This is a genomic window from Latilactobacillus parasakei, assembly GCF_049674265.1.
GTDB lineage: Bacteria > Bacillota > Bacilli > Lactobacillales > Lactobacillaceae > Latilactobacillus > Latilactobacillus sakei.
This window is the reverse complement of record NZ_CP186861.1, coordinates 995,145-1,011,145: the sequence shown is the minus strand read 5'-3', so window position 1 is coordinate 1,011,145 and position 16,001 is coordinate 995,145. Positions and strand designations below refer to the sequence as shown.

General features: G+C 40.9%; 22 protein-coding genes, 29 tRNA genes and 2 rRNA genes. 47 read left to right on the top strand and 6 right to left on the bottom strand.

Annotated elements, in window-relative coordinates:
* Nucleotides 1–91: 91 nt before the first annotated feature.
* From ACPBEH_RS05355 to ACPBEH_RS05205, 31 genes are all read left to right on the top strand, one after another.
* Nucleotides 92–165: transfer RNA gene (locus ACPBEH_RS05355), tRNA-Ile, on the top strand.
* A gap of 26 nt (nucleotides 166–191) precedes the next feature.
* A tRNA-Ala gene (locus ACPBEH_RS05350) sits at nucleotides 192–264 on the top strand.
* 172 nt (nucleotides 265–436) lie between these two features.
* Nucleotides 437–3,355 (top strand): 23S ribosomal RNA (locus ACPBEH_RS05345).
* A 91-nt stretch (nucleotides 3,356–3,446) separates the two neighbouring features.
* Nucleotides 3,447–3,563, top strand: a 5S ribosomal RNA gene (gene rrf / locus ACPBEH_RS05340).
* A gap of 10 nt (nucleotides 3,564–3,573) precedes the next feature.
* Nucleotides 3,574–3,646: transfer RNA gene (locus tag ACPBEH_RS05335), tRNA-Val, on the top strand.
* A 2-nt stretch (nucleotides 3,647–3,648) separates the two neighbouring features.
* A tRNA-Lys gene (locus ACPBEH_RS05330) sits at nucleotides 3,649–3,721 on the top strand.
* 23 nt (nucleotides 3,722–3,744) lie between these two features.
* Nucleotides 3,745–3,828 (top strand) — tRNA-Leu (locus tag ACPBEH_RS05325).
* Between the two features lie 35 nt (nucleotides 3,829–3,863).
* Nucleotides 3,864–3,936, top strand: a tRNA-Thr gene (locus ACPBEH_RS05320).
* Nucleotides 3,937–3,943: 7 nt separating this feature from the next.
* Nucleotides 3,944–4,015: transfer RNA gene (locus ACPBEH_RS05315), tRNA-Gly, on the top strand.
* 14 nt (nucleotides 4,016–4,029) lie between these two features.
* Nucleotides 4,030–4,115, top strand: a tRNA-Leu gene (locus tag ACPBEH_RS05310).
* A 14-nt stretch (nucleotides 4,116–4,129) separates the two neighbouring features.
* Nucleotides 4,130–4,203, top strand: a tRNA-Arg gene (locus tag ACPBEH_RS05305).
* Between the two features lie 5 nt (nucleotides 4,204–4,208).
* Nucleotides 4,209–4,282 (top strand) — tRNA-Pro (locus ACPBEH_RS05300).
* A 38-nt stretch (nucleotides 4,283–4,320) separates the two neighbouring features.
* Nucleotides 4,321–4,394 (top strand) — tRNA-Met (locus tag ACPBEH_RS05295).
* 14 nt (nucleotides 4,395–4,408) lie between these two features.
* Nucleotides 4,409–4,482 (top strand) — tRNA-Ile (locus ACPBEH_RS05290).
* Nucleotides 4,483–4,527: 45 nt separating this feature from the next.
* A tRNA-Met gene (locus ACPBEH_RS05285) sits at nucleotides 4,528–4,601 on the top strand.
* A 2-nt stretch (nucleotides 4,602–4,603) separates the two neighbouring features.
* Nucleotides 4,604–4,677, top strand: a tRNA-Asp gene (locus tag ACPBEH_RS05280).
* Between the two features lie 7 nt (nucleotides 4,678–4,684).
* Nucleotides 4,685–4,757, top strand: a tRNA-Phe gene (locus tag ACPBEH_RS05275).
* Nucleotides 4,758–4,769: 12 nt separating this feature from the next.
* Nucleotides 4,770–4,840 (top strand) — tRNA-Gly (locus ACPBEH_RS05270).
* A 6-nt stretch (nucleotides 4,841–4,846) separates the two neighbouring features.
* Nucleotides 4,847–4,920, top strand: a tRNA-Ile gene (locus ACPBEH_RS05265).
* Between the two features lie 14 nt (nucleotides 4,921–4,934).
* Nucleotides 4,935–5,022: transfer RNA gene (locus ACPBEH_RS05260), tRNA-Ser, on the top strand.
* A gap of 8 nt (nucleotides 5,023–5,030) precedes the next feature.
* Nucleotides 5,031–5,102 (top strand) — tRNA-Glu (locus tag ACPBEH_RS05255).
* 30 nt (nucleotides 5,103–5,132) lie between these two features.
* Nucleotides 5,133–5,223: transfer RNA gene (locus tag ACPBEH_RS05250), tRNA-Ser, on the top strand.
* A 9-nt stretch (nucleotides 5,224–5,232) separates the two neighbouring features.
* Nucleotides 5,233–5,306: transfer RNA gene (locus tag ACPBEH_RS05245), tRNA-Met, on the top strand.
* A 3-nt stretch (nucleotides 5,307–5,309) separates the two neighbouring features.
* A tRNA-Asp gene (locus ACPBEH_RS05240) sits at nucleotides 5,310–5,383 on the top strand.
* 9 nt (nucleotides 5,384–5,392) lie between these two features.
* Nucleotides 5,393–5,465 (top strand) — tRNA-Phe (locus tag ACPBEH_RS05235).
* A 5-nt stretch (nucleotides 5,466–5,470) separates the two neighbouring features.
* A tRNA-Tyr gene (locus ACPBEH_RS05230) sits at nucleotides 5,471–5,551 on the top strand.
* Between the two features lie 7 nt (nucleotides 5,552–5,558).
* Nucleotides 5,559–5,629 (top strand) — tRNA-Trp (locus ACPBEH_RS05225).
* A gap of 59 nt (nucleotides 5,630–5,688) precedes the next feature.
* Nucleotides 5,689–5,761 (top strand) — tRNA-His (locus ACPBEH_RS05220).
* A gap of 9 nt (nucleotides 5,762–5,770) precedes the next feature.
* A tRNA-Gln gene (locus ACPBEH_RS05215) sits at nucleotides 5,771–5,842 on the top strand.
* Nucleotides 5,843–5,869: 27 nt separating this feature from the next.
* Nucleotides 5,870–5,940, top strand: a tRNA-Cys gene (locus ACPBEH_RS05210).
* A gap of 37 nt (nucleotides 5,941–5,977) precedes the next feature.
* A tRNA-Leu gene (locus tag ACPBEH_RS05205) sits at nucleotides 5,978–6,061 on the top strand.
* A 223-nt stretch (nucleotides 6,062–6,284) separates the two neighbouring features.
* On the opposite strand, the gene ACPBEH_RS05200 is transcribed toward ACPBEH_RS05205, so the two are convergent.
* From ACPBEH_RS05200 to ACPBEH_RS05185, 4 genes are all read right to left on the bottom strand, one after another.
* Nucleotides 6,285–7,391: a tyrosine-type recombinase/integrase gene (locus tag ACPBEH_RS05200; protein ID WP_424349971.1), complete on the bottom strand. Its 1,107-nt coding sequence runs from the start codon at nucleotides 7,389–7,391 to the stop codon at nucleotides 6,285–6,287.
* Nucleotides 7,392–7,532: 141 nt separating this feature from the next.
* A complete protein-coding gene (locus ACPBEH_RS05195) occupies nucleotides 7,533–8,069 on the bottom strand; it encodes a hypothetical protein (protein WP_424349970.1) in 537 nt (178 codons plus the stop codon).
* 2 nt (nucleotides 8,070–8,071) lie between these two features.
* A complete protein-coding gene (locus ACPBEH_RS05190) occupies nucleotides 8,072–8,608 on the bottom strand; it encodes a PH domain-containing protein (protein WP_424349969.1) in 537 nt (178 codons plus the stop codon).
* Between the two features lie 239 nt (nucleotides 8,609–8,847).
* Nucleotides 8,848–9,156 (bottom strand): helix-turn-helix domain-containing protein, encoded by a 309-nt coding sequence (locus ACPBEH_RS05185; RefSeq protein WP_424349968.1) that lies wholly within the window; start codon nucleotides 9,154–9,156, stop codon nucleotides 8,848–8,850.
* 181 nt (nucleotides 9,157–9,337) lie between these two features.
* On the opposite strand from ACPBEH_RS05185, the gene ACPBEH_RS05180 reads away from it, so the two are divergent.
* Together ACPBEH_RS05180 and ACPBEH_RS05175 are read left to right on the top strand one after the other, a co-directional pair.
* Nucleotides 9,338–9,553: a helix-turn-helix domain-containing protein gene (locus tag ACPBEH_RS05180; protein ID WP_424349967.1), complete on the top strand. Its 216-nt coding sequence runs from the start codon at nucleotides 9,338–9,340 to the stop codon at nucleotides 9,551–9,553.
* A gap of 14 nt (nucleotides 9,554–9,567) precedes the next feature.
* Complete coding sequence (locus ACPBEH_RS05175) at nucleotides 9,568–9,699, top strand: hypothetical protein (RefSeq protein WP_424349966.1); 132 nt, start codon at nucleotides 9,568–9,570, stop codon at nucleotides 9,697–9,699.
* On the opposite strand, the gene ACPBEH_RS05170 is transcribed toward ACPBEH_RS05175, so the two are convergent.
* On the bottom strand, nucleotides 9,686–9,883 hold the full coding sequence (locus ACPBEH_RS05170; protein WP_424349965.1) for a hypothetical protein: 198 nt from the start codon (nucleotides 9,881–9,883) through the stop codon (nucleotides 9,686–9,688). The genes ACPBEH_RS05175 and ACPBEH_RS05170 overlap by 14 nt on opposite strands.
* Before the next feature lie 64 nt (nucleotides 9,884–9,947).
* On the opposite strand from ACPBEH_RS05170, the gene ACPBEH_RS05165 reads away from it, so the two are divergent.
* Nucleotides 9,948–10,082: a hypothetical protein gene (locus tag ACPBEH_RS05165; protein WP_424349964.1), complete on the top strand. Its 135-nt coding sequence runs from the start codon at nucleotides 9,948–9,950 to the stop codon at nucleotides 10,080–10,082.
* On the opposite strand, the gene ACPBEH_RS05160 is transcribed toward ACPBEH_RS05165, so the two are convergent.
* A complete protein-coding gene (locus ACPBEH_RS05160; protein ID WP_424349963.1) occupies nucleotides 10,063–10,368 on the bottom strand; it encodes a hypothetical protein in 306 nt (101 codons plus the stop codon). The genes ACPBEH_RS05165 and ACPBEH_RS05160 overlap by 20 nt on opposite strands.
* Nucleotides 10,369–10,431: 63 nt before the next feature.
* Between ACPBEH_RS05160 and ACPBEH_RS05155 the strand changes: the two genes are divergently transcribed.
* The 13 genes from ACPBEH_RS05155 to ACPBEH_RS05095 all read left to right on the top strand — a co-directional run bounded on the left by ACPBEH_RS05155 (nucleotide 10,432) and on the right by ACPBEH_RS05095 (nucleotide 15,997).
* The gene (locus ACPBEH_RS05155; RefSeq protein ID WP_424349962.1) at nucleotides 10,432–10,737 is read left to right on the top strand and encodes a hypothetical protein; all 306 of its coding nucleotides are present in this window, start codon (nucleotides 10,432–10,434) and stop codon (nucleotides 10,735–10,737) included.
* A gap of 13 nt (nucleotides 10,738–10,750) precedes the next feature.
* Nucleotides 10,751–11,005, top strand: coding sequence for a DUF771 domain-containing protein (locus tag ACPBEH_RS05150; RefSeq protein WP_424349961.1), 255 nt, complete (start codon nucleotides 10,751–10,753; stop codon nucleotides 11,003–11,005).
* A gap of 16 nt (nucleotides 11,006–11,021) precedes the next feature.
* Complete coding sequence (locus ACPBEH_RS05145) at nucleotides 11,022–11,201, top strand: hypothetical protein (protein WP_424349960.1); 180 nt, start codon at nucleotides 11,022–11,024, stop codon at nucleotides 11,199–11,201.
* Complete coding sequence (locus ACPBEH_RS05140; RefSeq protein WP_424349959.1) at nucleotides 11,182–12,060, top strand: DUF3102 domain-containing protein; 879 nt, start codon at nucleotides 11,182–11,184, stop codon at nucleotides 12,058–12,060. Before ACPBEH_RS05145 ends, ACPBEH_RS05140 begins: the two co-directional genes overlap by 20 nt.
* Nucleotides 12,050–12,457, top strand: coding sequence for an ORF6C domain-containing protein (locus ACPBEH_RS05135; RefSeq protein ID WP_424349958.1), 408 nt, complete (start codon nucleotides 12,050–12,052; stop codon nucleotides 12,455–12,457). The genes ACPBEH_RS05140 and ACPBEH_RS05135 overlap by 11 nt, the downstream gene beginning before the upstream one ends.
* The gene (locus ACPBEH_RS05130) at nucleotides 12,457–12,708 is read left to right on the top strand and encodes a hypothetical protein (RefSeq protein ID WP_424349957.1); all 252 of its coding nucleotides are present in this window, start codon (nucleotides 12,457–12,459) and stop codon (nucleotides 12,706–12,708) included. Before ACPBEH_RS05135 ends, ACPBEH_RS05130 begins: the two co-directional genes overlap by 1 nt.
* A 221-nt stretch (nucleotides 12,709–12,929) precedes the next feature.
* Entirely contained in the window at nucleotides 12,930–13,712 is a 783-nt protein-coding gene (locus ACPBEH_RS05125) for a rolling circle replication-associated protein (protein WP_424349956.1), read from the top strand.
* A gap of 1 nt (nucleotide 13,713) precedes the next feature.
* Nucleotides 13,714–14,031, top strand: coding sequence for a hypothetical protein (locus ACPBEH_RS05120; RefSeq protein ID WP_424349955.1), 318 nt, complete (start codon nucleotides 13,714–13,716; stop codon nucleotides 14,029–14,031).
* A gap of 12 nt (nucleotides 14,032–14,043) precedes the next feature.
* Nucleotides 14,044–14,253 carry a hypothetical protein gene (locus ACPBEH_RS05115; protein WP_424349954.1) on the top strand — a complete coding sequence of 70 codons (210 nt, stop codon included), beginning with the start codon at nucleotides 14,044–14,046 and terminating at the stop codon, nucleotides 14,251–14,253.
* A gap of 11 nt (nucleotides 14,254–14,264) precedes the next feature.
* The gene (locus ACPBEH_RS05110) at nucleotides 14,265–14,501 is read left to right on the top strand and encodes a hypothetical protein (protein ID WP_424349953.1); all 237 of its coding nucleotides are present in this window, start codon (nucleotides 14,265–14,267) and stop codon (nucleotides 14,499–14,501) included.
* 4 nt (nucleotides 14,502–14,505) lie between these two features.
* Nucleotides 14,506–15,318: a hypothetical protein gene (locus ACPBEH_RS05105; RefSeq protein WP_424349952.1), complete on the top strand. Its 813-nt coding sequence runs from the start codon at nucleotides 14,506–14,508 to the stop codon at nucleotides 15,316–15,318.
* Nucleotides 15,315–15,803: an HNH endonuclease gene (locus ACPBEH_RS05100; protein WP_424349951.1), complete on the top strand. Its 489-nt coding sequence runs from the start codon at nucleotides 15,315–15,317 to the stop codon at nucleotides 15,801–15,803. Before ACPBEH_RS05105 ends, ACPBEH_RS05100 begins: the two co-directional genes overlap by 4 nt.
* The gene (locus ACPBEH_RS05095; protein WP_424349950.1) at nucleotides 15,803–15,997 is read left to right on the top strand and encodes a hypothetical protein; all 195 of its coding nucleotides are present in this window, start codon (nucleotides 15,803–15,805) and stop codon (nucleotides 15,995–15,997) included. The genes ACPBEH_RS05100 and ACPBEH_RS05095 overlap by 1 nt, the downstream gene beginning before the upstream one ends.
* Nucleotides 15,998–16,001 lie beyond the last annotated feature (4 nt).

The window sequence follows — 16,001 nt, the reverse complement described above, 5'->3', positions numbered from 1 at the left end:
CTAAGGAATAATACGGAAAACCTTGTACATTTGCGAAATCAAAACTTTGTTTAGTTTTGAGAGGTCTACTCTCATCATTAAGGACGTTTTTGGGCCTATAGCTCAGCTGGTTAGAGCGCACGCCTGATAAGCGTGAGGTCGATGGTTCGAGTCCATTTAGGCCCATTGTACCAATTTAATAGTTTCATTATGGGGGATTAGCTCAGCTGGGAGAGCGCCTGCTTTGCACGCAGGAGGTCATCGGTTCGATCCCGTTATCCTCCATTGATGACAATAGTCATCGTAACTTTGTTCTTTGAAAACTGGATAATAAGTAATATATTAGTTTTAAAAGCCGAGAAAAACATTGCGTTTTAAAGAGTTTTTTAATAATAGAAATATGAATTAGTTCATATCGCTAAACTCAAATAATAACCCTTTACCGTAGGTAAAGATAGGTTAAGTTATAAAGGGCGCATGGTGGATGCCTTGGCACTAGGAGCCGATGAAGGACGGTACTAACACCGATATGCTTCGGGGAGCTGTAAGTAAGCTTTGATCCGGAGATTTCCGAATGGGGGAACCCAATACTTTTAATCGAGTATTATCATTAAGTGAATACATAGCTTAATGAAGGTAGACGAGGGGAACTGAAACATCTAAGTACCTTCAGGAAGAGAAAGAAAAATCGATTCCCTAAGTAGCGGCGAGCGAACGGGGAAGAGCCCAAACCAAGAAGCTTGCTTCTTGGGGTTGTAGGACAGAACTTTGGAGTTACCAAGTTAAGTTGTAATCGAATCAGCTGGGAAGCTGAGTCAAAGAGTGTGATAACCACGTAGATTAAACAACTTAACCTCCGTTCTGGATCCTGAGTACGGCGGAACACGTGAAATTCCGTCGGAATCCGGGAGGACCATCTCCCAAGGCTAAATACTCCCTAGTGACCGATAGTGAACCAGTACCGTGAGGGAAAGGTGAAAAGCACCCCGGAAGGGGAGTGAAATAGATCCTGAAACCATGTGCCTACAATTAGTCAAAGCTCGTTAATGAGTGATGGCGTGCCTTTTGTAGAATGAACCGGCGAGTTACGTTTATATGCGAGGTTAAAGTGAAAAGCTGGAGCCGTAGCGAAAGCGAGTCTGAAATGGGCGAGTGAGTATATAGATGTAGACCCGAAACCAAGTGACCTACCCATGTCCAGGTTGAAGGTGTGGTAAAACACACTGGAGGACCGAACCCACGTCAGTTGAAAATGGCGGGGATGAGGTGTGGGTAGCGGTGAAATTCCAATCGAACTTGGAGATAGCTGGTTCTCTCCGAAATAGCTTTAGGGCTAGCCTCGGAATATTGGATCATGGAGGTAGAGCACTGTTTGGACTAGGGGCCCGTCATGGGTTACTGAATTCAGATAAACTCCGAATACCATTGATTTAGTTCCGGGAGTCAGACTGCGAGTGATAAGATCCGTAGTCGAAAGGGAAACAGCCCAGATCACCAGTTAAGGTCCCAAAATTTATGTTAAGTGGAAAAGGATGTGGCGGTGCACAGACAACTAGGATGTTGGCTCAGAAGCAGCCACCATTTAAAGAGTGCGTAATAGCTCACTAGTCGAGTGCCGCTGCGCCGAAAATGTACCGGGGCTAAACATAATACCGAAACTGTGGGTGGACACGTAAGTGTCCGCGGTAGGAGAGCGTTCTAAGGGCGATGAAGCTAGATCGTAAGGACTAGTGGAGCGCTTAGAAGTGAGAATGCCGGCATGAGTAGCGAAAGATCAGTGAGAATCTGATCCACCGTATGACTAAGGTTTCCTGGGGAAGGCTCGTCCTCCCAGGGTTAGTCGGGACCTAAGGCGAGGCCGAGAGGCGTAGTCGATGGATAACAGGTTGATATTCCTGTACTAGTTTATTTTGTTTGAATGATGGAGGGACGCAGGAAGCTAAGGAATGCACACGACTGGAAATGTGTGTCCAAGCAACAAGTCTTGAGTTGAGTGAAATGCTTGATTCTTTAAGGACAAGTTGTGATGGGGAGCGAAATTAAGTAGCGAAGTTCCTGATGTTACACTGCCAAGAAAAGCTTCTAGTGAGAAATAAACTACCCGTACCGTAAACCGACACAGGTGGTCGAGGAGAATATCCTAAGGTGAGCGAGTGAACTCTCGTTAAGGAACTCGGCAAAATGACCCCGTAACTTCGGGAGAAGGGGTGCTGACCGTCAGGTCAGCCGCAGTGAATAGGCCCAAACAACTGTTTATCAAAAACACAGGTCTCTGCAAAATCGTAAGATGACGTATAGGGGCTGACGCCTGCCCGGTGCTGGAAGGTTAAGAGGATGAGTTAGCGCAAGCGAAGCCCAGAATTGAAGCCCCAGTAAACGGCGGCCGTAACTATAACGGTCCTAAGGTAGCGAAATTCCTTGTCGGGTAAGTTCCGACCCGCACGAAAGGCGTAATGATTTGGGCACTGTCTCAACGAGAGACTCGGTGAAATTATAATACCCGTGAAGATGCGGGTTACCCGCGACAGGACGGAAAGACCCCATGGAGCTTTACTGTAGCTTGATATTGAGTGTTTGTACAGTTTGTACAGGATAGGTAGGAGCCGTAGAAATCGGAACGCTAGTTTCGATTGAGGCGTTGGTGGGATACTACCCTAACTGTATGACCACTCTAACCCGCGCCACTTAGCGTGGCGGGAGACAGTGTCAGGTGGGCAGTTTGACTGGGGCGGTCGCCTCCTAAAGTGTAACGGAGGCGCTCAAAGGTTCTCTCAGAATGGTTGGAAATCATTCGTAGAGTGTAAAGGTATAAGAGAGCTTGACTGTGAGATTGACAAATCGAGCAGGGACGAAAGTCGGACTTAGTGATCCGGTGGTTCCGTATGGAAGGGCCATCGCTCAACGGATAAAAGCTACCCTGGGGATAACAGGCTTATCTCCCCCAAGAGTCCACATCGACGGGGAGGTTTGGCACCTCGATGTCGGCTCATCGCATCCTGGGGCTGTAGTCGGTCCCAAGGGTTGGGCTGTTCGCCCATTAAAGCGGTACGCGAGCTGGGTTCAGAACGTCGTGAGACAGTTCGGTCCCTATCCGTCGCGGGCGCAGGAAATTTGAGAGGAGCTGTCCTTAGTACGAGAGGACCGGGATGGACATACCTCTGGTGTACCAGTTGTGCCGCCAGGCGCATCGCTGGGTAGCTATGTATGGCAGGGATAAACGCTGAAAGCATCTAAGTGTGAAGCCCCCCTCGAGATGAGATTTCCCATTCCTTTATGGAAGTAAGACCCCTGAAAGATGATCAGGTAGATAGGCTAGGAGTGGAAGTACAGCGATGTATGGAGCGGACTAGTACTAATCGGTCGAGGACTTAACCAAAGGTGCAATGTTTGGCTTTTGAAATGAAAATATTACTTATTATGCAGTTTTGAGAGAACGAAGTTCTTCTCAGTGCGAAAGCACAAAATAGTGTGGTGGCGATAGCAAGAAGGATACACCTGTTCCCATGTCGAACACAGTAGTTAAGCTTCTTAGCGCCGATAGTAGTTGGTGGGAAACTACCTGCGAGGATAGGACGTTGCCACGCTATATTTAATGGAGGTTTAGCTCAGTTGGGAGAGCGTCTGCCTTACAAGCAGAGGGTCACAGGTTCGAGCCCTGTAACCTCCATTGAGTCGTTAGCTCAGTTGGTAGAGCATCTGACTTTTAATCAGAGGGTCGACAGTTCGAGCCTGTCACGACTCATCGGCCAAGTTACACGCCAAAATGCGGGTGTGGCGGAATTGGCAGACGCGCTAGATTTAGGTTCTAGTGTCTATATAGACGTGGGGGTTCAAGTCCCTTCACCCGCATTCAATTGAATATTCAATGAAAGTTATCTTATTATGCCGACTTAGCTCAGTTGGTAGAGCATCTGATTTGTAATCAGAGGGTCGGGCGTTCGAATCGTCTAGTCGGCATTAAGATGCGGAAGTAGTTCAGTGGTAGAACATCACCTTGCCATGGTGGGGGTCGCGGGTTCGAATCCCGTCTTCCGCTTTCATTATGATTAAGCCGGGGTGGCGGAACTGGCAGACGCACGGGACTTAAAATCCCGCGGTAGGTGACTACCGTACCGGTTCGATTCCGGTCCTCGGCATCATAATGAAAAATGCACCCATAGCGCAACTGGATAGAGTGTCTGACTACGAATCAGAAGGTTGTAGGTTCGACTCCTACTGGGTGCATATAACGGGAAATAGCTCAGCTTGGTAGAGCACCTGGTTTGGGACCAGGGGGTCGCAGGTTCGAATCCTGTTTTCCCGATTGTAACGTAAGTTACATGTTATAAATTTAAGTTTTTTGGCGGTGTAGCTCAGCTGGCTAGAGCGTCCGGTTCATACCCGGGAGGTCGGGGGTTCGATCCCCTTCGCCGCTATTTTCAAAAAACTTGGACCTTTAGCTCAGTTGGTTAGAGCAGACGGCTCATAACCGCCCGGTCGTAGGTTCGAGTCCTACAAGGTCCATCGTTTGGTGAGATTTTGTAGGTGGTTATAATATTTTTATATTATCGCGGGATGGAGCAGTCTGGTAGCTCGTCGGGCTCATAACCCGAAGGTCGTAGGTTCAAACCCTACTCCCGCAATTGGTCGCATGGTCTAGCTGGTTAGGACGCCTGCCTGTCACGCAGGAGATCACGGGTTCGAGTCCCGTTGTGACCGTTTAAATGGCTCAGTAGCTCAGTTGGTAGAGCAATGGATTGAAGCTCCATGTGTCGGCAGTTCGATTCTGTCCTGCGCCATATCATGAATATGCGGGTGTAGTTTAGTGGTAAAACCACAGCCTTCCAAGCTGTTGTCGCGAGTCCGATTCTCGTCACCCGCTTTTCATGGGCCTATAGCTCAGCTGGTTAGAGCGCACGCCTGATAAGCGTGAGGTCGATGGTTCGAGTCCATTTAGGCCCATTATCTAAATATTTGGAGAAGTACTCAAGTGGCTGAAGAGGCGCCCCTGCTAAGGGTGTAGGTCGGGAAACTGGCGCGAGGGTTCAAATCCCTCCTTCTCCGTTTTGTATGGCCCGTTGGTCAAGTGGTTAAGACACCGCCCTTTCACGGCGGTATCATGGGTTCAAATCCCGTACGGGTCATTGTAACATTGTTACATTTATAGTTTTTATGGAGAATTACCCAAGTCTGGCTGAAGGGAACGGTCTTGAAAACCGTCAGGTGGGTTCTGCCCACGCGAGAGTTCGAATCTCTCATTCTCCTTTATATTATCGCGGGATGGAGCAGTCTGGTAGCTCGTCGGGCTCATAACCCGAAGGTCGTAGGTTCAAACCCTACTCCCGCAATTTGGTCGCATGGTCTAGCTGGTTAGGACGCCTGCCTGTCACGCAGGAGATCACGGGTTCGAGTCCCGTTGTGACCGTTTCAAAATGGCTCAGTAGCTCAGTTGGTAGAGCAATGGATTGAAGCTCCATGTGTCGGCAGTTCGATTCTGTCCTGCGCCATTTTTGGAGGAGTAGCGAAGTGGCTAAACGCGGCGGACTGTAAATCCGCTCCTTCGGGTTCGGTGGTTCGAATCCACTCTCCTCCATATTTATAGGGATATAGTTTAAAGGTAGAACTACGGTCTCCAAAACCGTCAGTGTGGGTTCAATTCCTACTATCCCTGTTTATATTATATGTTGCATAAACATTGCGACTATGGTATAATTATTCATGTTAATAATGGCGGTATTGGTGAAGTGGTTAACACATCGGTTTGTGGATCCGACACACGTGGGTTCGATTCCCACATACCGCCTTTTATTATTGGGCTATGGCCAAGCGGTAAGGCAACAGGTTTTGATCCTGTCATGCGTTGGTTCGAATCCAGCTAGCCCAATTTCAAGGACAGGATTTGTTCTTTTATGGCGGTATAGCCAAGTGGTAAGGCAGAGGTCTGCAAAACCTTTATCACCGGTTCAAATCCGGTTACCGCCTTTGCGTTTAGGCGCTAACCTTAAACGTTCTGTAAGATGCCGGTGTGGCGGAATTGGCAGACGCGCGGGATTCAAAATCCCGTTTCCTCACGGAAGTATCGGTTCGACCCCGATCACCGGTATAATGGATTATTATACAGAATTATAGATAATGAGAAAGCCTTAGAAATAAGGCTTTTTTGTTGCTTAGAATTATAGAGAAACATACAGAATTATAGAGTGTTGTCCTTTTGTTGTCCTTTTTTTAAACAGAACAGGTGGTTTTTTACGGTATTATATAAAAAGGACAACAACAAATGCCTTTCTAGCATGTGTTTATAAGCTGTTTTAAGGGTTTTACGGGGTCTAACCAATACCAGACAATAATTTCTTGGTACGACTGATTTCATCACGTTCTAAGCGTTCCAGTATATGAGTGTACACGTTTAGTGTTGTTGAAACTGAACTATGACCAGCACGCTTAGAAACATATTGTATGTTGACCTCGTTAGCAAGCAGGTAAGAAATATGGGTGTGACGTAGTCCGTGGAAGTTCATGTCACTATTAATACCAATGTCTTTAAATATTTTGCGCAGCTCTTTATTAACAGCATTGCTTGTTGGTGGGGTAGTGCTATTATTTTTAGCAAACAAAAGTTCTTGCTTTCGTAGCTCATGCGTTAACACACGTTTCTTTAAAATTTGAAGATAGTGATCATCGATATCAATCTTTCTAATTGATTGAGGATTCTTAGTTGGAGCAAAACCGCCATCTCTATAATTGTATGTTTTATTAATGTTGATGATACCTGTTTTTAAATCAACGTCTTCAATTGTTAGCCCGGCTATTTCAGAAAGACGTGCTCCTGTATAACAAGCGAATTGAATCATAGCCCGAGAAACATTAAGTTCATTATTAGTTGAGTTTAAATATTTAATTAACTTAAAGAAATCAGCTTCTTGTAAATACTTAAGAGCATCTGGTTTACCTTTGGCGCCAGATAGAGTGGGACGTAAAGCAAAGTCACGATCAATATAACTTTCTTCAACTGCATATTTAACAGCTGCATGCATGTGGACATGGACTTTCTCTGTTGATGATTTTGCATGATTAGTACCATACCAGTTAATGAATTCTTGATAAGACGTCCGATCAATATTCTTTAAGCTAGTGCGTTGCCAGTATTTTGAGATAACAGAATAACTATTCAGCCATTTATCAGCGGTAACAGGCCTTAAGGATGGTTTTTTAAAGAGTTCAAACCATTTCATCCAAAAATCTACAAATGGTAAATCGGCGTTCTTAACAGCACCGTTCTTATTAAACTTATCTTTCTGTGCCTGTAACCAACTAGTAGCATCTCTTTTCTTAATGAATGTTTTACTACCACCGTATTTTGAATTGCCATCTTCATCACGGTAATAAAATTTAGCGCGATATTTCCTTCCTTTTTCAATTTCGACGACTGGCATCTTATAATTCCTCCTTTTTGGCGTAAAAAAATAGCATGAAATAAACATGCTAATTTGTTACACTATTATTAGCATATGTTATCTGTAATGTATGTGAGTTAGCGTATCCCATAACTTTTCGACGAGTGGGGATGCGCTTTTTTATTTGAACAGTGATTCCAATAAATCGTATTTTAACTTGTATTTGTCTTCTTTGCTTGTATAGATTAAGTTTGAAAATAAGTAGAAGATGAAAAAACTTAGAATTATACCTACGACAAGGAGAGAGAGTTTCTCTTTAATATCATTATTTGTCCCTGATATTAAAAATGTCAACACAATTGGTATCAGTGTAAAATACTCTTTAGCTGTTTCTTTGATCAGTGGGTTAATGTCCTCATTGATTTTTATTGATTTGATTCTTAATTTTAGTATTAATTGTTGTCCAGATGAAAGTTGACTTATCTTTTCATAAATATTTTCGTATGCTTTATATCCGATATTTTTCCCATTATATTTAATTATTGTAACGTTATATTTTGATATGAATGGTTTTAAAGTAACGGAGTGAATTAGAGTATTTAAATTTTCAGTATTTAAAATAAAATCATTACTTAATAACAGCGAAATTAGATAATCTATTTCATAATTCTTTGCTAAAGTGTTTCTAGTTATATAGGCTATAATTTTTTGAAACATGATCAGATGCCTAGAACTTGTTTCTTCTTAGCATCAAATTCATCTTGTGTTAGAACACCTTCATCGACTAAGACCTTTAACCCGCGTAGTTGTTCAATTAGGTCTGGTTCTGATTTAGTTGCTGTTTGTGCAACTGGTTGTTGATTGACTTGTGTTAATGCAGCAGTTGCCTTTTTAACAGCTTCAACCATTTTTGGAGCCGTATCTTTATTAACTTGATCAATTTTCGTTGTGATTGCACCGTTAACGATAGAAATCTTACCAAACATAAGTCCCTTAGAATAAGAAACACCGTTGATCATTGTTAATGGGATTTCAGTTGACTTAATACCAAAAACAAGACCTTTATCAACAAACAAAACTCGGGTGTTAGTGCAGACCATTAAAACGGTGTTACCATCAACAAAACCGCTTGTTGCGTATTGAATTACTTCATCATCAGAAAGCATATCAGGCAAAGCCTTAATTTCTTTCTTTGTCCCAAAAATATCTGTTACTCCTGCATCTGTTAATTGTTGTTGAATTGTTTCTAAGTCCATATTAAAACACTCCTCAAAATAGTATAAATTACACTGTCGGGTGTCACTCTTTTGGGTGGCGCTTTTTTATTTGCTCCTAATTGCGTTAATTAAGCCGCCAATTATTGCAAAGGGGAGACCGATTATCCAAATTGCTGCTGCTATTAGATATTTTACATAAGCACCAAAGAGCCAGCTGATTAGAAATAGAATGAATAGAATTGCTAATAACATACTTATCATAGTAAATATCTCCTAAATTACTGATTTTTATCTAGCAATTTGTTTATATAGTTGAAAGCTTTTTCTTGATTTTTTGGTGATAATTTTATCATTAGAATTAAAGTGTTAGTTATGGTATCGCTAATCTTGAAATCTGGTGCCAAAATATCAGGCGATATATTTAGACCCTTACAAATTTTGATAACGTTATCTACCCGTGCATTTCCAACACCCTTTTCAAGTATTGTACGGACTGTTGTGTATGGTACTCCTATTTGCTCAGAAAAAACTTTAATATTGGGGTACTTGCTTTCTATTAAAGTCTTAAGAAATTCTTCTCTGTTCATTGGATTCCCTCCTGATAGATAAATACTAACATACGGTTTTCCGCATGTAAATATAATTACAGAAAATAATACGGATTTTCGTATTGACAAAATACGGACTACCGTATAATATGTGTTTTGTAAGCAGTGCTTATTATTTTTTAACATAAAGTACGGAATACCGTACATCGGAGGGATAAATATGCTAACAAATTTAGAAAAAGTAAGAAAAGAAAAAGAAGTCACCTTAAATCAAATTGGCAGACTTTTGGGTGTTCGGTACCAGACTGTATCAGAAAAAATTAAAGGTAGTACAACATTTGGATTTGATGAAGCGTTACTCGTGAAAGATACCTTTTTTCCAGAATATGATCTAATTTATTTATTTTCTACTAACCCAGATTCAGTTAATAACTAAAGGAGGTTTCAGGGATGAAAAAATTAATCAGAGTTTTGTGGGCTATACAAAAAGAACTCCATACAATCGCGAGTTGTATGGAGCCAACCAATAGGTTTATTGGATTTGATAAAAGTGGAAAAGCAATATATTCTAATCGCGATTAAGCTTGTTAAGAATATTTTCGTAACTTTTTTCGTAAACGTCGAATATTGATAATTTACTTGATGGATTAACTCGATTGTTAATGATGTCTTCGATTTGTTCCACTTGCGTGTTTTCACTTAGCGCTGCCAAGTAAACTTTTGTCAATTCAATGCTTAAGTCGTGTGCTCTAGTTTCGTTATTCATAAAATTCACCACCTTTCGAGCTAATTATAGCAGATGAGATGGGGTGTGAAAGGAGGTGATTGGGGTGAAGATAGAAATAACAAATTTGGATGAGCTAAAAGATGAGTTAAAAAAAGCCGCTCAGTTATGTGAGGAACTGAGTGGCAGTTTGAAAAATATTAAACAGTTTGAGTTGAAGCTTAAAACCCGAGTTGATTAACAAAATATTCATTTGCAGCAGCTTGTTGCATTTCTTCCCAACTATCGAAATTCGTTGATTTCTTTACAAATTCATTTAGTTTATCTAAAGGATAGTCTTGAAATTCTTCCTGAGACTTTATGTTCAAAGTATCAAAGAAATCGGACATGGAATTTATAGATGTGTTGTCATGCATAAACTGATCCGTAAATAACTCATCGAAAGAAACTGAGGAGTTATTTAGGGACTCAGCTTTCTTTAGCTGGTCATCCAACATTTTCTGAATATCATCAAAACCATTTGACATTATTATCACCACCTTTTGAGCTAATTATAGCAGATGTGATGGGGATGAAAGGAAGTTTTAGGAATGAAAAAATTAATCAGAGTTTTGTGGGCTATACAAAAAGAACTCCATAGTATTTCAGAGTGTATGAAGATTGGAACTAAATATGAATCTAAAGAAATGCCTACTACGGTTTATAAAAACGATGGTATTGCAAAGGTAATTAGTCCAGTCATTGATGAAAGCATGAGGTCAAAGGAGCTTGTATGCATTAAGGTGCGCCATTGTGATAGAGGATTTATAGAAGAAATCCCGTTAGAAAAAATGGAGCAATTTATTATTGATAATTTAGATGATGACTCAGAAATAACTATTCAAAGAATTGATTAGAGGGGTAAGTGTAATGGAACAAATATATAGACCTGAATTGGTCGGCAAGACATGGACTATTCAGGATTTAAGAAAAGAACTTGGCGGGATTGATTACGCTTTTGTTAAAGATCATGTGCTTGACCCTAATCGTGTTGAACTTGATGTGATGAATGGTGGGTTTATTCAATGGTCATCTGGTAAGGGCTCACCATGGCGGATTCAAGCAAATCCGATGGCGGTGTGGATTGAAAAAAATTGGTCAAAAATCATGACTGGTGGCTGGTAGAGAGGAGATTTTATAAATGAAAAAATTTTATTTAGCAGTTAGCTCTTTTGGGCTTGGGTTGTTATTTCCAGATGATATGAAGTTTAGCATCGTTATTTTCTTATTGGGGATGGTAGTAGCAAGTATTTATTTTGAAAGAGATATATTTTTTGGCTTCAAGAAGGAGGTTAAACCAGATGAGCAATCAGATGATTGAACAGATGACGTTGCCACTAAGTAACGATTTACAAACCATCGAATTAGAAATTAACCAGTACCAGCAAAGTGCGGGACATGCTGTTTTTCAAATTGGACGCCGCTTGAATTGGGTTAAGGAACACGATTTAACGCATGGTGAGTTTAGCAGCTGGTTACAAACAATGAAGTTTGATCATGACATGGCTAACAGATTTATGCGGGTTGCTCGTGAATTGAATGAGTCTGAGGCTTATCAGCAATTAGGCTATTCAGCGCTTTATCAGATTGCTAGTTTACCGGAATCAGAACGGGACAAACCACATCAGATTGATGGTGCAACTAAAACACCCGATGAAATGACGGTTGCGGAACTTAAGATGTTACGCCAGAAACTGAAACGGTCTGAGGAGCACGCCGAACAGTTGCAAGACCAGATAGACCATCAAGAGCCTGTGTATCCAGAAGATTATGGAGAGCTACAAGAGATTGCTACCAGCGCTAGACAACGCGAAAAGAATCTACAAGAAGTAATCGAAAATATGCGGGATGAGATGGCCGCGCTTGAAGCTGATTCCAATGAGTATCAGGACTTACAGAAACAGATTAATAAATTAACGGCTACCGCTAATAAAGAGGAAGCCAAGTTAATTGCAATGAAGGATTTTGCTCAGCTTGATAGTGGGATTGACCAACTGCTGGACCAACTAGCACCGTTACTTTATAGCACGGACTTTTCACAGTTTGAGGCCAATGATCCAGCTGTGAGTCATATTAGGCGTTTGGTTAGTCGGGTTCATGATTGGACGGCCGAGATGGAAAGTCTGATGCCGCAATTAGAGGATGAATATATTAAAGGGAATGTAATCAATGTCAACTGAAATTATCATACCGAGTGAAACGTTACCGCCAGCTAAGCGACAATCGTTGTTTATGGAACAAGTCCAACAGCAAATGGAACTACAAGATAACAGGATTAGGGTTCTGGAAGATGAGCAACCGTTATATCCGTTCCAGAATAAACTGTTGAATAAGAAAAGGCGGTCTAAAGTAATTGAGATTTTAGGCGGTAAAAAAGCGACTGCTTATCGAACTAAGCCAGTCGCTCGGAAAGTTTTTAAATTAATTGCTGAGGAATATAAGCAGCGGTTTAAAGTGGATATTTTTGCTGAGACGAATAGGAAGGATTACCACAAGGCGATTGCTTTCTATGATCAGTGGATGCCGAATTTTGACTTTAGCGATGAAATCAGACGATTAAATAAAGGAGTTAAATAATGAGTAAATTTGAAATGATGCATCCCCAAGAACTTAAGTTTTACGTTAATGGTCTCTATGCTGAACAGATTGCTTACAACATGCGTAAACGTATTTTTAGCCGATTTAATTTGCAACCTGATATTGAGATTGGCGGATTTAGCGATGATGATAAACGCCCCATTAAAGTGCGATTATTTGCAACATCACAATTGTTAATTGATATTTCAGAGTTTATTAAAAAAAGTTTTGATTTTGGTATTTCAGAATAAAAAGAAAAAAGCCTTACCGATTGGCAAGACTTTCCACAGAAATAAAGAAATATAATTCTCCGCAAATGAATTATACTTCTTTCTCTGTGGATAAGTCAATGAGCCAGTTTGAAGGCTTTTAATATGCTCCAAGCCTACGATTCTTAGTCCTTGCTAGTAAGGCGTTAAGCGGGCTTGTATCAGGTATTAACTTAGCAACCATAGATTAGAGGTAAGAAGATATGCGCAGTTATACACGAGAGAAAAAGATTTGGTGTGGGGATAAGTATTTAGAAGTCGATGTAATCCCTAGAACGTTCAACGCGGATCAATATACGAAAAGAGGGACTCGTTCAAAACGTAAGCGAGTATCTGAACCCAAGCAAAAGAATCTTAATCAAAAGAATGCTAGACGCTATTTGGTACAACTCATTAACGCCAATTTTGAAAATGGGGACTATTTCTTAACACTCACTTATCAGGAGCCAATGAAACCCAATTCAATTGATGCAGCTCTTAAAGAAGTCAGTAATTATATTCGTCGTGTAAAACGTGTGTATAAGAAATTCGGCCATGAGTTGCAATACATTCTTGTAACTGAGGGTGGGGATGAGTCGGCAAGAATTAATCATCATATTGTGTTAAGGCGTGTTGATGAAGTTTCACGGGATGATATTGAAGAACTGTGGGCTAAAGGTCGTGGTCGTAATAAACAACAGATAGGGTATGCAAACTGTAATACGATTCGTGCCAACAATAATGGCGTGACGGGGATTGCTAATTATTTGAGTAAAGATCCAAAAGGCAGAAAGCGCTGGTCGTCATCGAAAAACTTAATCAGACCCATTTCACGGACTAATGATCATAAGTATTCACAACGCCGCTTGGAAAAATTGGCAAAGCTACCAGACCAAGGACAAGCGTATTTTGAACAGGTATACAAAGGCTACCAGATTACTGAGATTGAGATTAACTATTTCGAAATGACTGGCTGGCATGCTTATTTAAAAATGTGGAGGTTATAACATGAATGAACGTTTATTAACAGATTACGGATTTGACCGCGTGGGCATTACACAATTTAAGTTTATCCAGAGAGTTGGGGCTTTAGATAGAGCGCCCATTTTCCTGTTGATTCTCGCTGATGTTAAATCTGAGGATATTGAAGTGTCGTTTAGAACTAAGAATGATATTCAACCCAAGTTCAAGAAGAAAGCGGGTGTTTATGTCATCCCATTTGAACAAGAAGCTAACCGGATTTTAAGACAATTAAGCACTGCTATTGGTGAATGGCAAGTTACTAGCAAGCTAAATACCTATTGTGAAAATTACGTTTTGAGTTAGGGATGAAGGTAAATGCTTATCAGGCTTTATAAGAGTGATTGTTTTGATTACGTTTTAACGGAATCAACCAAACACGATGGTGTCTATCAAGTCACCTGTTTTGATGCGCAAGGGCCATTATCTGATCATGAGTTTAAATTTTTGGCCAATGCTGAAAAGTATATTCGTCGTGTTTATAATGCAAAACCTTGTGTTAAAGAAGAATTGAGATTTATAAATTAGGAGGAATTTAGATGTTATTAAAAGAATTCAGTAAGGCTATTGGTAGTGCTTTAAGAACGGTAGCTAACGGTTTTTCAAAGATTAGCGAGGAAATTAAACAGCGACCAGAATATGAACCGAGCGAGGGACTCCAATCGGGGTTAGCTGGTTATCTTAAATATCTGGCGAGACATCAGGCTTACTTGAATCGTCATAAAGGTGAGACCACTTGTCATCGCTGGCATAAGGATAATAAAAAATGGAGATGAGTCGGTGGATAACTTAATTAAGATTTTAAAAGCGCAACGAGTATTTGTTACCAATTCACATCAACTTGCCAATGCATTAAGTGTTAAGGATGAAGATGCGGCTCATTTACTCGCGACAGAACTTTATACGCTTAAGCGGGATGAGTTTACCGATTTTGTTGGATTGGTTGTCGAGCGTGATAAGAATGCATTATGGCGGATTACATTTACTAAGCGTGATATTGTTCGGCATTATTTTGGAGATAAAAAGAATCAGGCTAAGGTAACCGATGCATCCCAGACATCGTATATCGATTTTGCTAAGGGAATGAATTTTGTTAGGGATAACGAGATTGATAAAGTCATTGAAGTTATCCCCAAGATGTTCACAAACTCAAACACGCAAGAATTTGTGGCATGGGTTTTAGAGTTTGGTGCAGCGGAAACGATGACTGTATTAAACATGTCACGACGCAAATTCAATGTAAAACTGAGAGGCGTAGAACGTTATTGCAGGAAGAAGCGCCAGAGGTTTGTTGGTGTTGCTAAGAGTCGAGAGGAGCAAGAGATGATAGAAAAGAAGAAAGTATTATTCGAGATTATTAAGTTAATGGAAGGGGATGCCTACAGTGATATTGCAATGTCTCAGGCTATTGCGAATTTACATAGGCAAGGTAATCCAACAATTGAACAACTACTGGGGACTAAGGGAATTAATTCACCGTTGAAACTTATTAACCAGTTCGGGCAACCTAATGTATTAAGACAGAGCTATATTTTCATCAACGAAGCCTATAAGCAATACAACAAAATTAGCAAAAAGTTGGTTGAGGCATGAGAGTTCATAGATGTTATCAGATAGGTTGCCGTGAGCTAGTACCGCTTAATCACCGGTACTGTGACCAGCATTACAAACAGCATCATCAGGATTATATAGCCAAGAAATCTAACCTAAGTGAGAACGAACAATTAAGACGTTCACGGGATTCAAAGCGGTACGACCAGCAAGGACGTAATCCGGAACGTACCGCATTCTATCACAGCTCACGGTGGATTAAAGTTGCTGATTTCGTTCGTTCAAGGGATATGTATTCAGACCAAGTGACAGGGAAAGTGGTTGATGATGGCGCATCTATTGTTGATCATATTGTGCCAATGCGTTTGTGTGCATTACCTGAGGATAAGTTAGACACTAGCAACTTATGGTTACTCTCACGACGGACACATAACATTAAGACTAAGCTAGAGCAGTCAATGGATGATAACAAACTAAAACACTTAGACCGCGAGTGGTGGACTAAGGTGCTAAGGGAGCGATTATAATGCGAATTATCAAACAAGATTTGTTGAGCGAAGAATATCTGCAAGACTCTATTGGTGACGAGATAACAGAATTAATCAATGAGAAGTTAATCGAAAACGTAATAGAAAGCGCAGAACGGAGAATGAATTTTGAAAAAACGTTGGTGAATCAAATTTTATCCCCGCCCCACCAAGGCCGTAAGAAGACCGTATAGCAAT

What these genes read in the sequence shown, in the direction of transcription:
- ACPBEH_RS05200 (WP_424349971.1), bottom strand. Translation starts at nt 7,391, where the DNA reads ATGCCAGTCGTCGAAATTGAAAAAGGAAGGAAATATCGCGCTAAATTT.
- ACPBEH_RS05195 (WP_424349970.1), bottom strand. Translation starts at nt 8,069, where the DNA reads ATGTTTCAAAAAATTATAGCCTATATAACTAGAAACACTTTAGCAAAG.
- ACPBEH_RS05190 (WP_424349969.1), bottom strand. Translation starts at nt 8,608, where the DNA reads ATGGACTTAGAAACAATTCAACAACAATTAACAGATGCAGGAGTAACA.
- ACPBEH_RS05185 (WP_424349968.1), bottom strand. Translation starts at nt 9,156, where the DNA reads ATGAACAGAGAAGAATTTCTTAAGACTTTAATAGAAAGCAAGTACCCC.
- ACPBEH_RS05180 (WP_424349967.1), top strand. Translation starts at nt 9,338, where the DNA reads ATGCTAACAAATTTAGAAAAAGTAAGAAAAGAAAAAGAAGTCACCTTA.
- ACPBEH_RS05175 (WP_424349966.1), top strand. Translation starts at nt 9,568, where the DNA reads ATGAAAAAATTAATCAGAGTTTTGTGGGCTATACAAAAAGAACTCCAT.
- ACPBEH_RS05170 (WP_424349965.1), bottom strand. Translation starts at nt 9,883, where the DNA reads ATGAATAACGAAACTAGAGCACACGACTTAAGCATTGAATTGACAAAA.
- ACPBEH_RS05160 (WP_424349963.1), bottom strand. Translation starts at nt 10,368, where the DNA reads ATGTCAAATGGTTTTGATGATATTCAGAAAATGTTGGATGACCAGCTA.
- ACPBEH_RS05155 (WP_424349962.1), top strand. Translation starts at nt 10,432, where the DNA reads ATGAAAAAATTAATCAGAGTTTTGTGGGCTATACAAAAAGAACTCCAT.
- ACPBEH_RS05150 (WP_424349961.1), top strand. Translation starts at nt 10,751, where the DNA reads ATGGAACAAATATATAGACCTGAATTGGTCGGCAAGACATGGACTATT.
- ACPBEH_RS05145 (WP_424349960.1), top strand. Translation starts at nt 11,022, where the DNA reads ATGAAAAAATTTTATTTAGCAGTTAGCTCTTTTGGGCTTGGGTTGTTA.
- ACPBEH_RS05140 (WP_424349959.1), top strand. Translation starts at nt 11,182, where the DNA reads ATGAGCAATCAGATGATTGAACAGATGACGTTGCCACTAAGTAACGAT.
- ACPBEH_RS05135 (WP_424349958.1), top strand. Translation starts at nt 12,050, where the DNA reads ATGTCAACTGAAATTATCATACCGAGTGAAACGTTACCGCCAGCTAAG.
- ACPBEH_RS05130 (WP_424349957.1), top strand. Translation starts at nt 12,457, where the DNA reads ATGAGTAAATTTGAAATGATGCATCCCCAAGAACTTAAGTTTTACGTT.
- ACPBEH_RS05125 (WP_424349956.1), top strand. Translation starts at nt 12,930, where the DNA reads ATGCGCAGTTATACACGAGAGAAAAAGATTTGGTGTGGGGATAAGTAT.
- ACPBEH_RS05120 (WP_424349955.1), top strand. Translation starts at nt 13,714, where the DNA reads ATGAATGAACGTTTATTAACAGATTACGGATTTGACCGCGTGGGCATT.
- ACPBEH_RS05115 (WP_424349954.1), top strand. Translation starts at nt 14,044, where the DNA reads ATGCTTATCAGGCTTTATAAGAGTGATTGTTTTGATTACGTTTTAACG.
- ACPBEH_RS05110 (WP_424349953.1), top strand. Translation starts at nt 14,265, where the DNA reads ATGTTATTAAAAGAATTCAGTAAGGCTATTGGTAGTGCTTTAAGAACG.
- ACPBEH_RS05100 (WP_424349951.1), top strand. Translation starts at nt 15,315, where the DNA reads ATGAGAGTTCATAGATGTTATCAGATAGGTTGCCGTGAGCTAGTACCG.
- ACPBEH_RS05095 (WP_424349950.1), top strand. Translation starts at nt 15,803, where the DNA reads ATGCGAATTATCAAACAAGATTTGTTGAGCGAAGAATATCTGCAAGAC.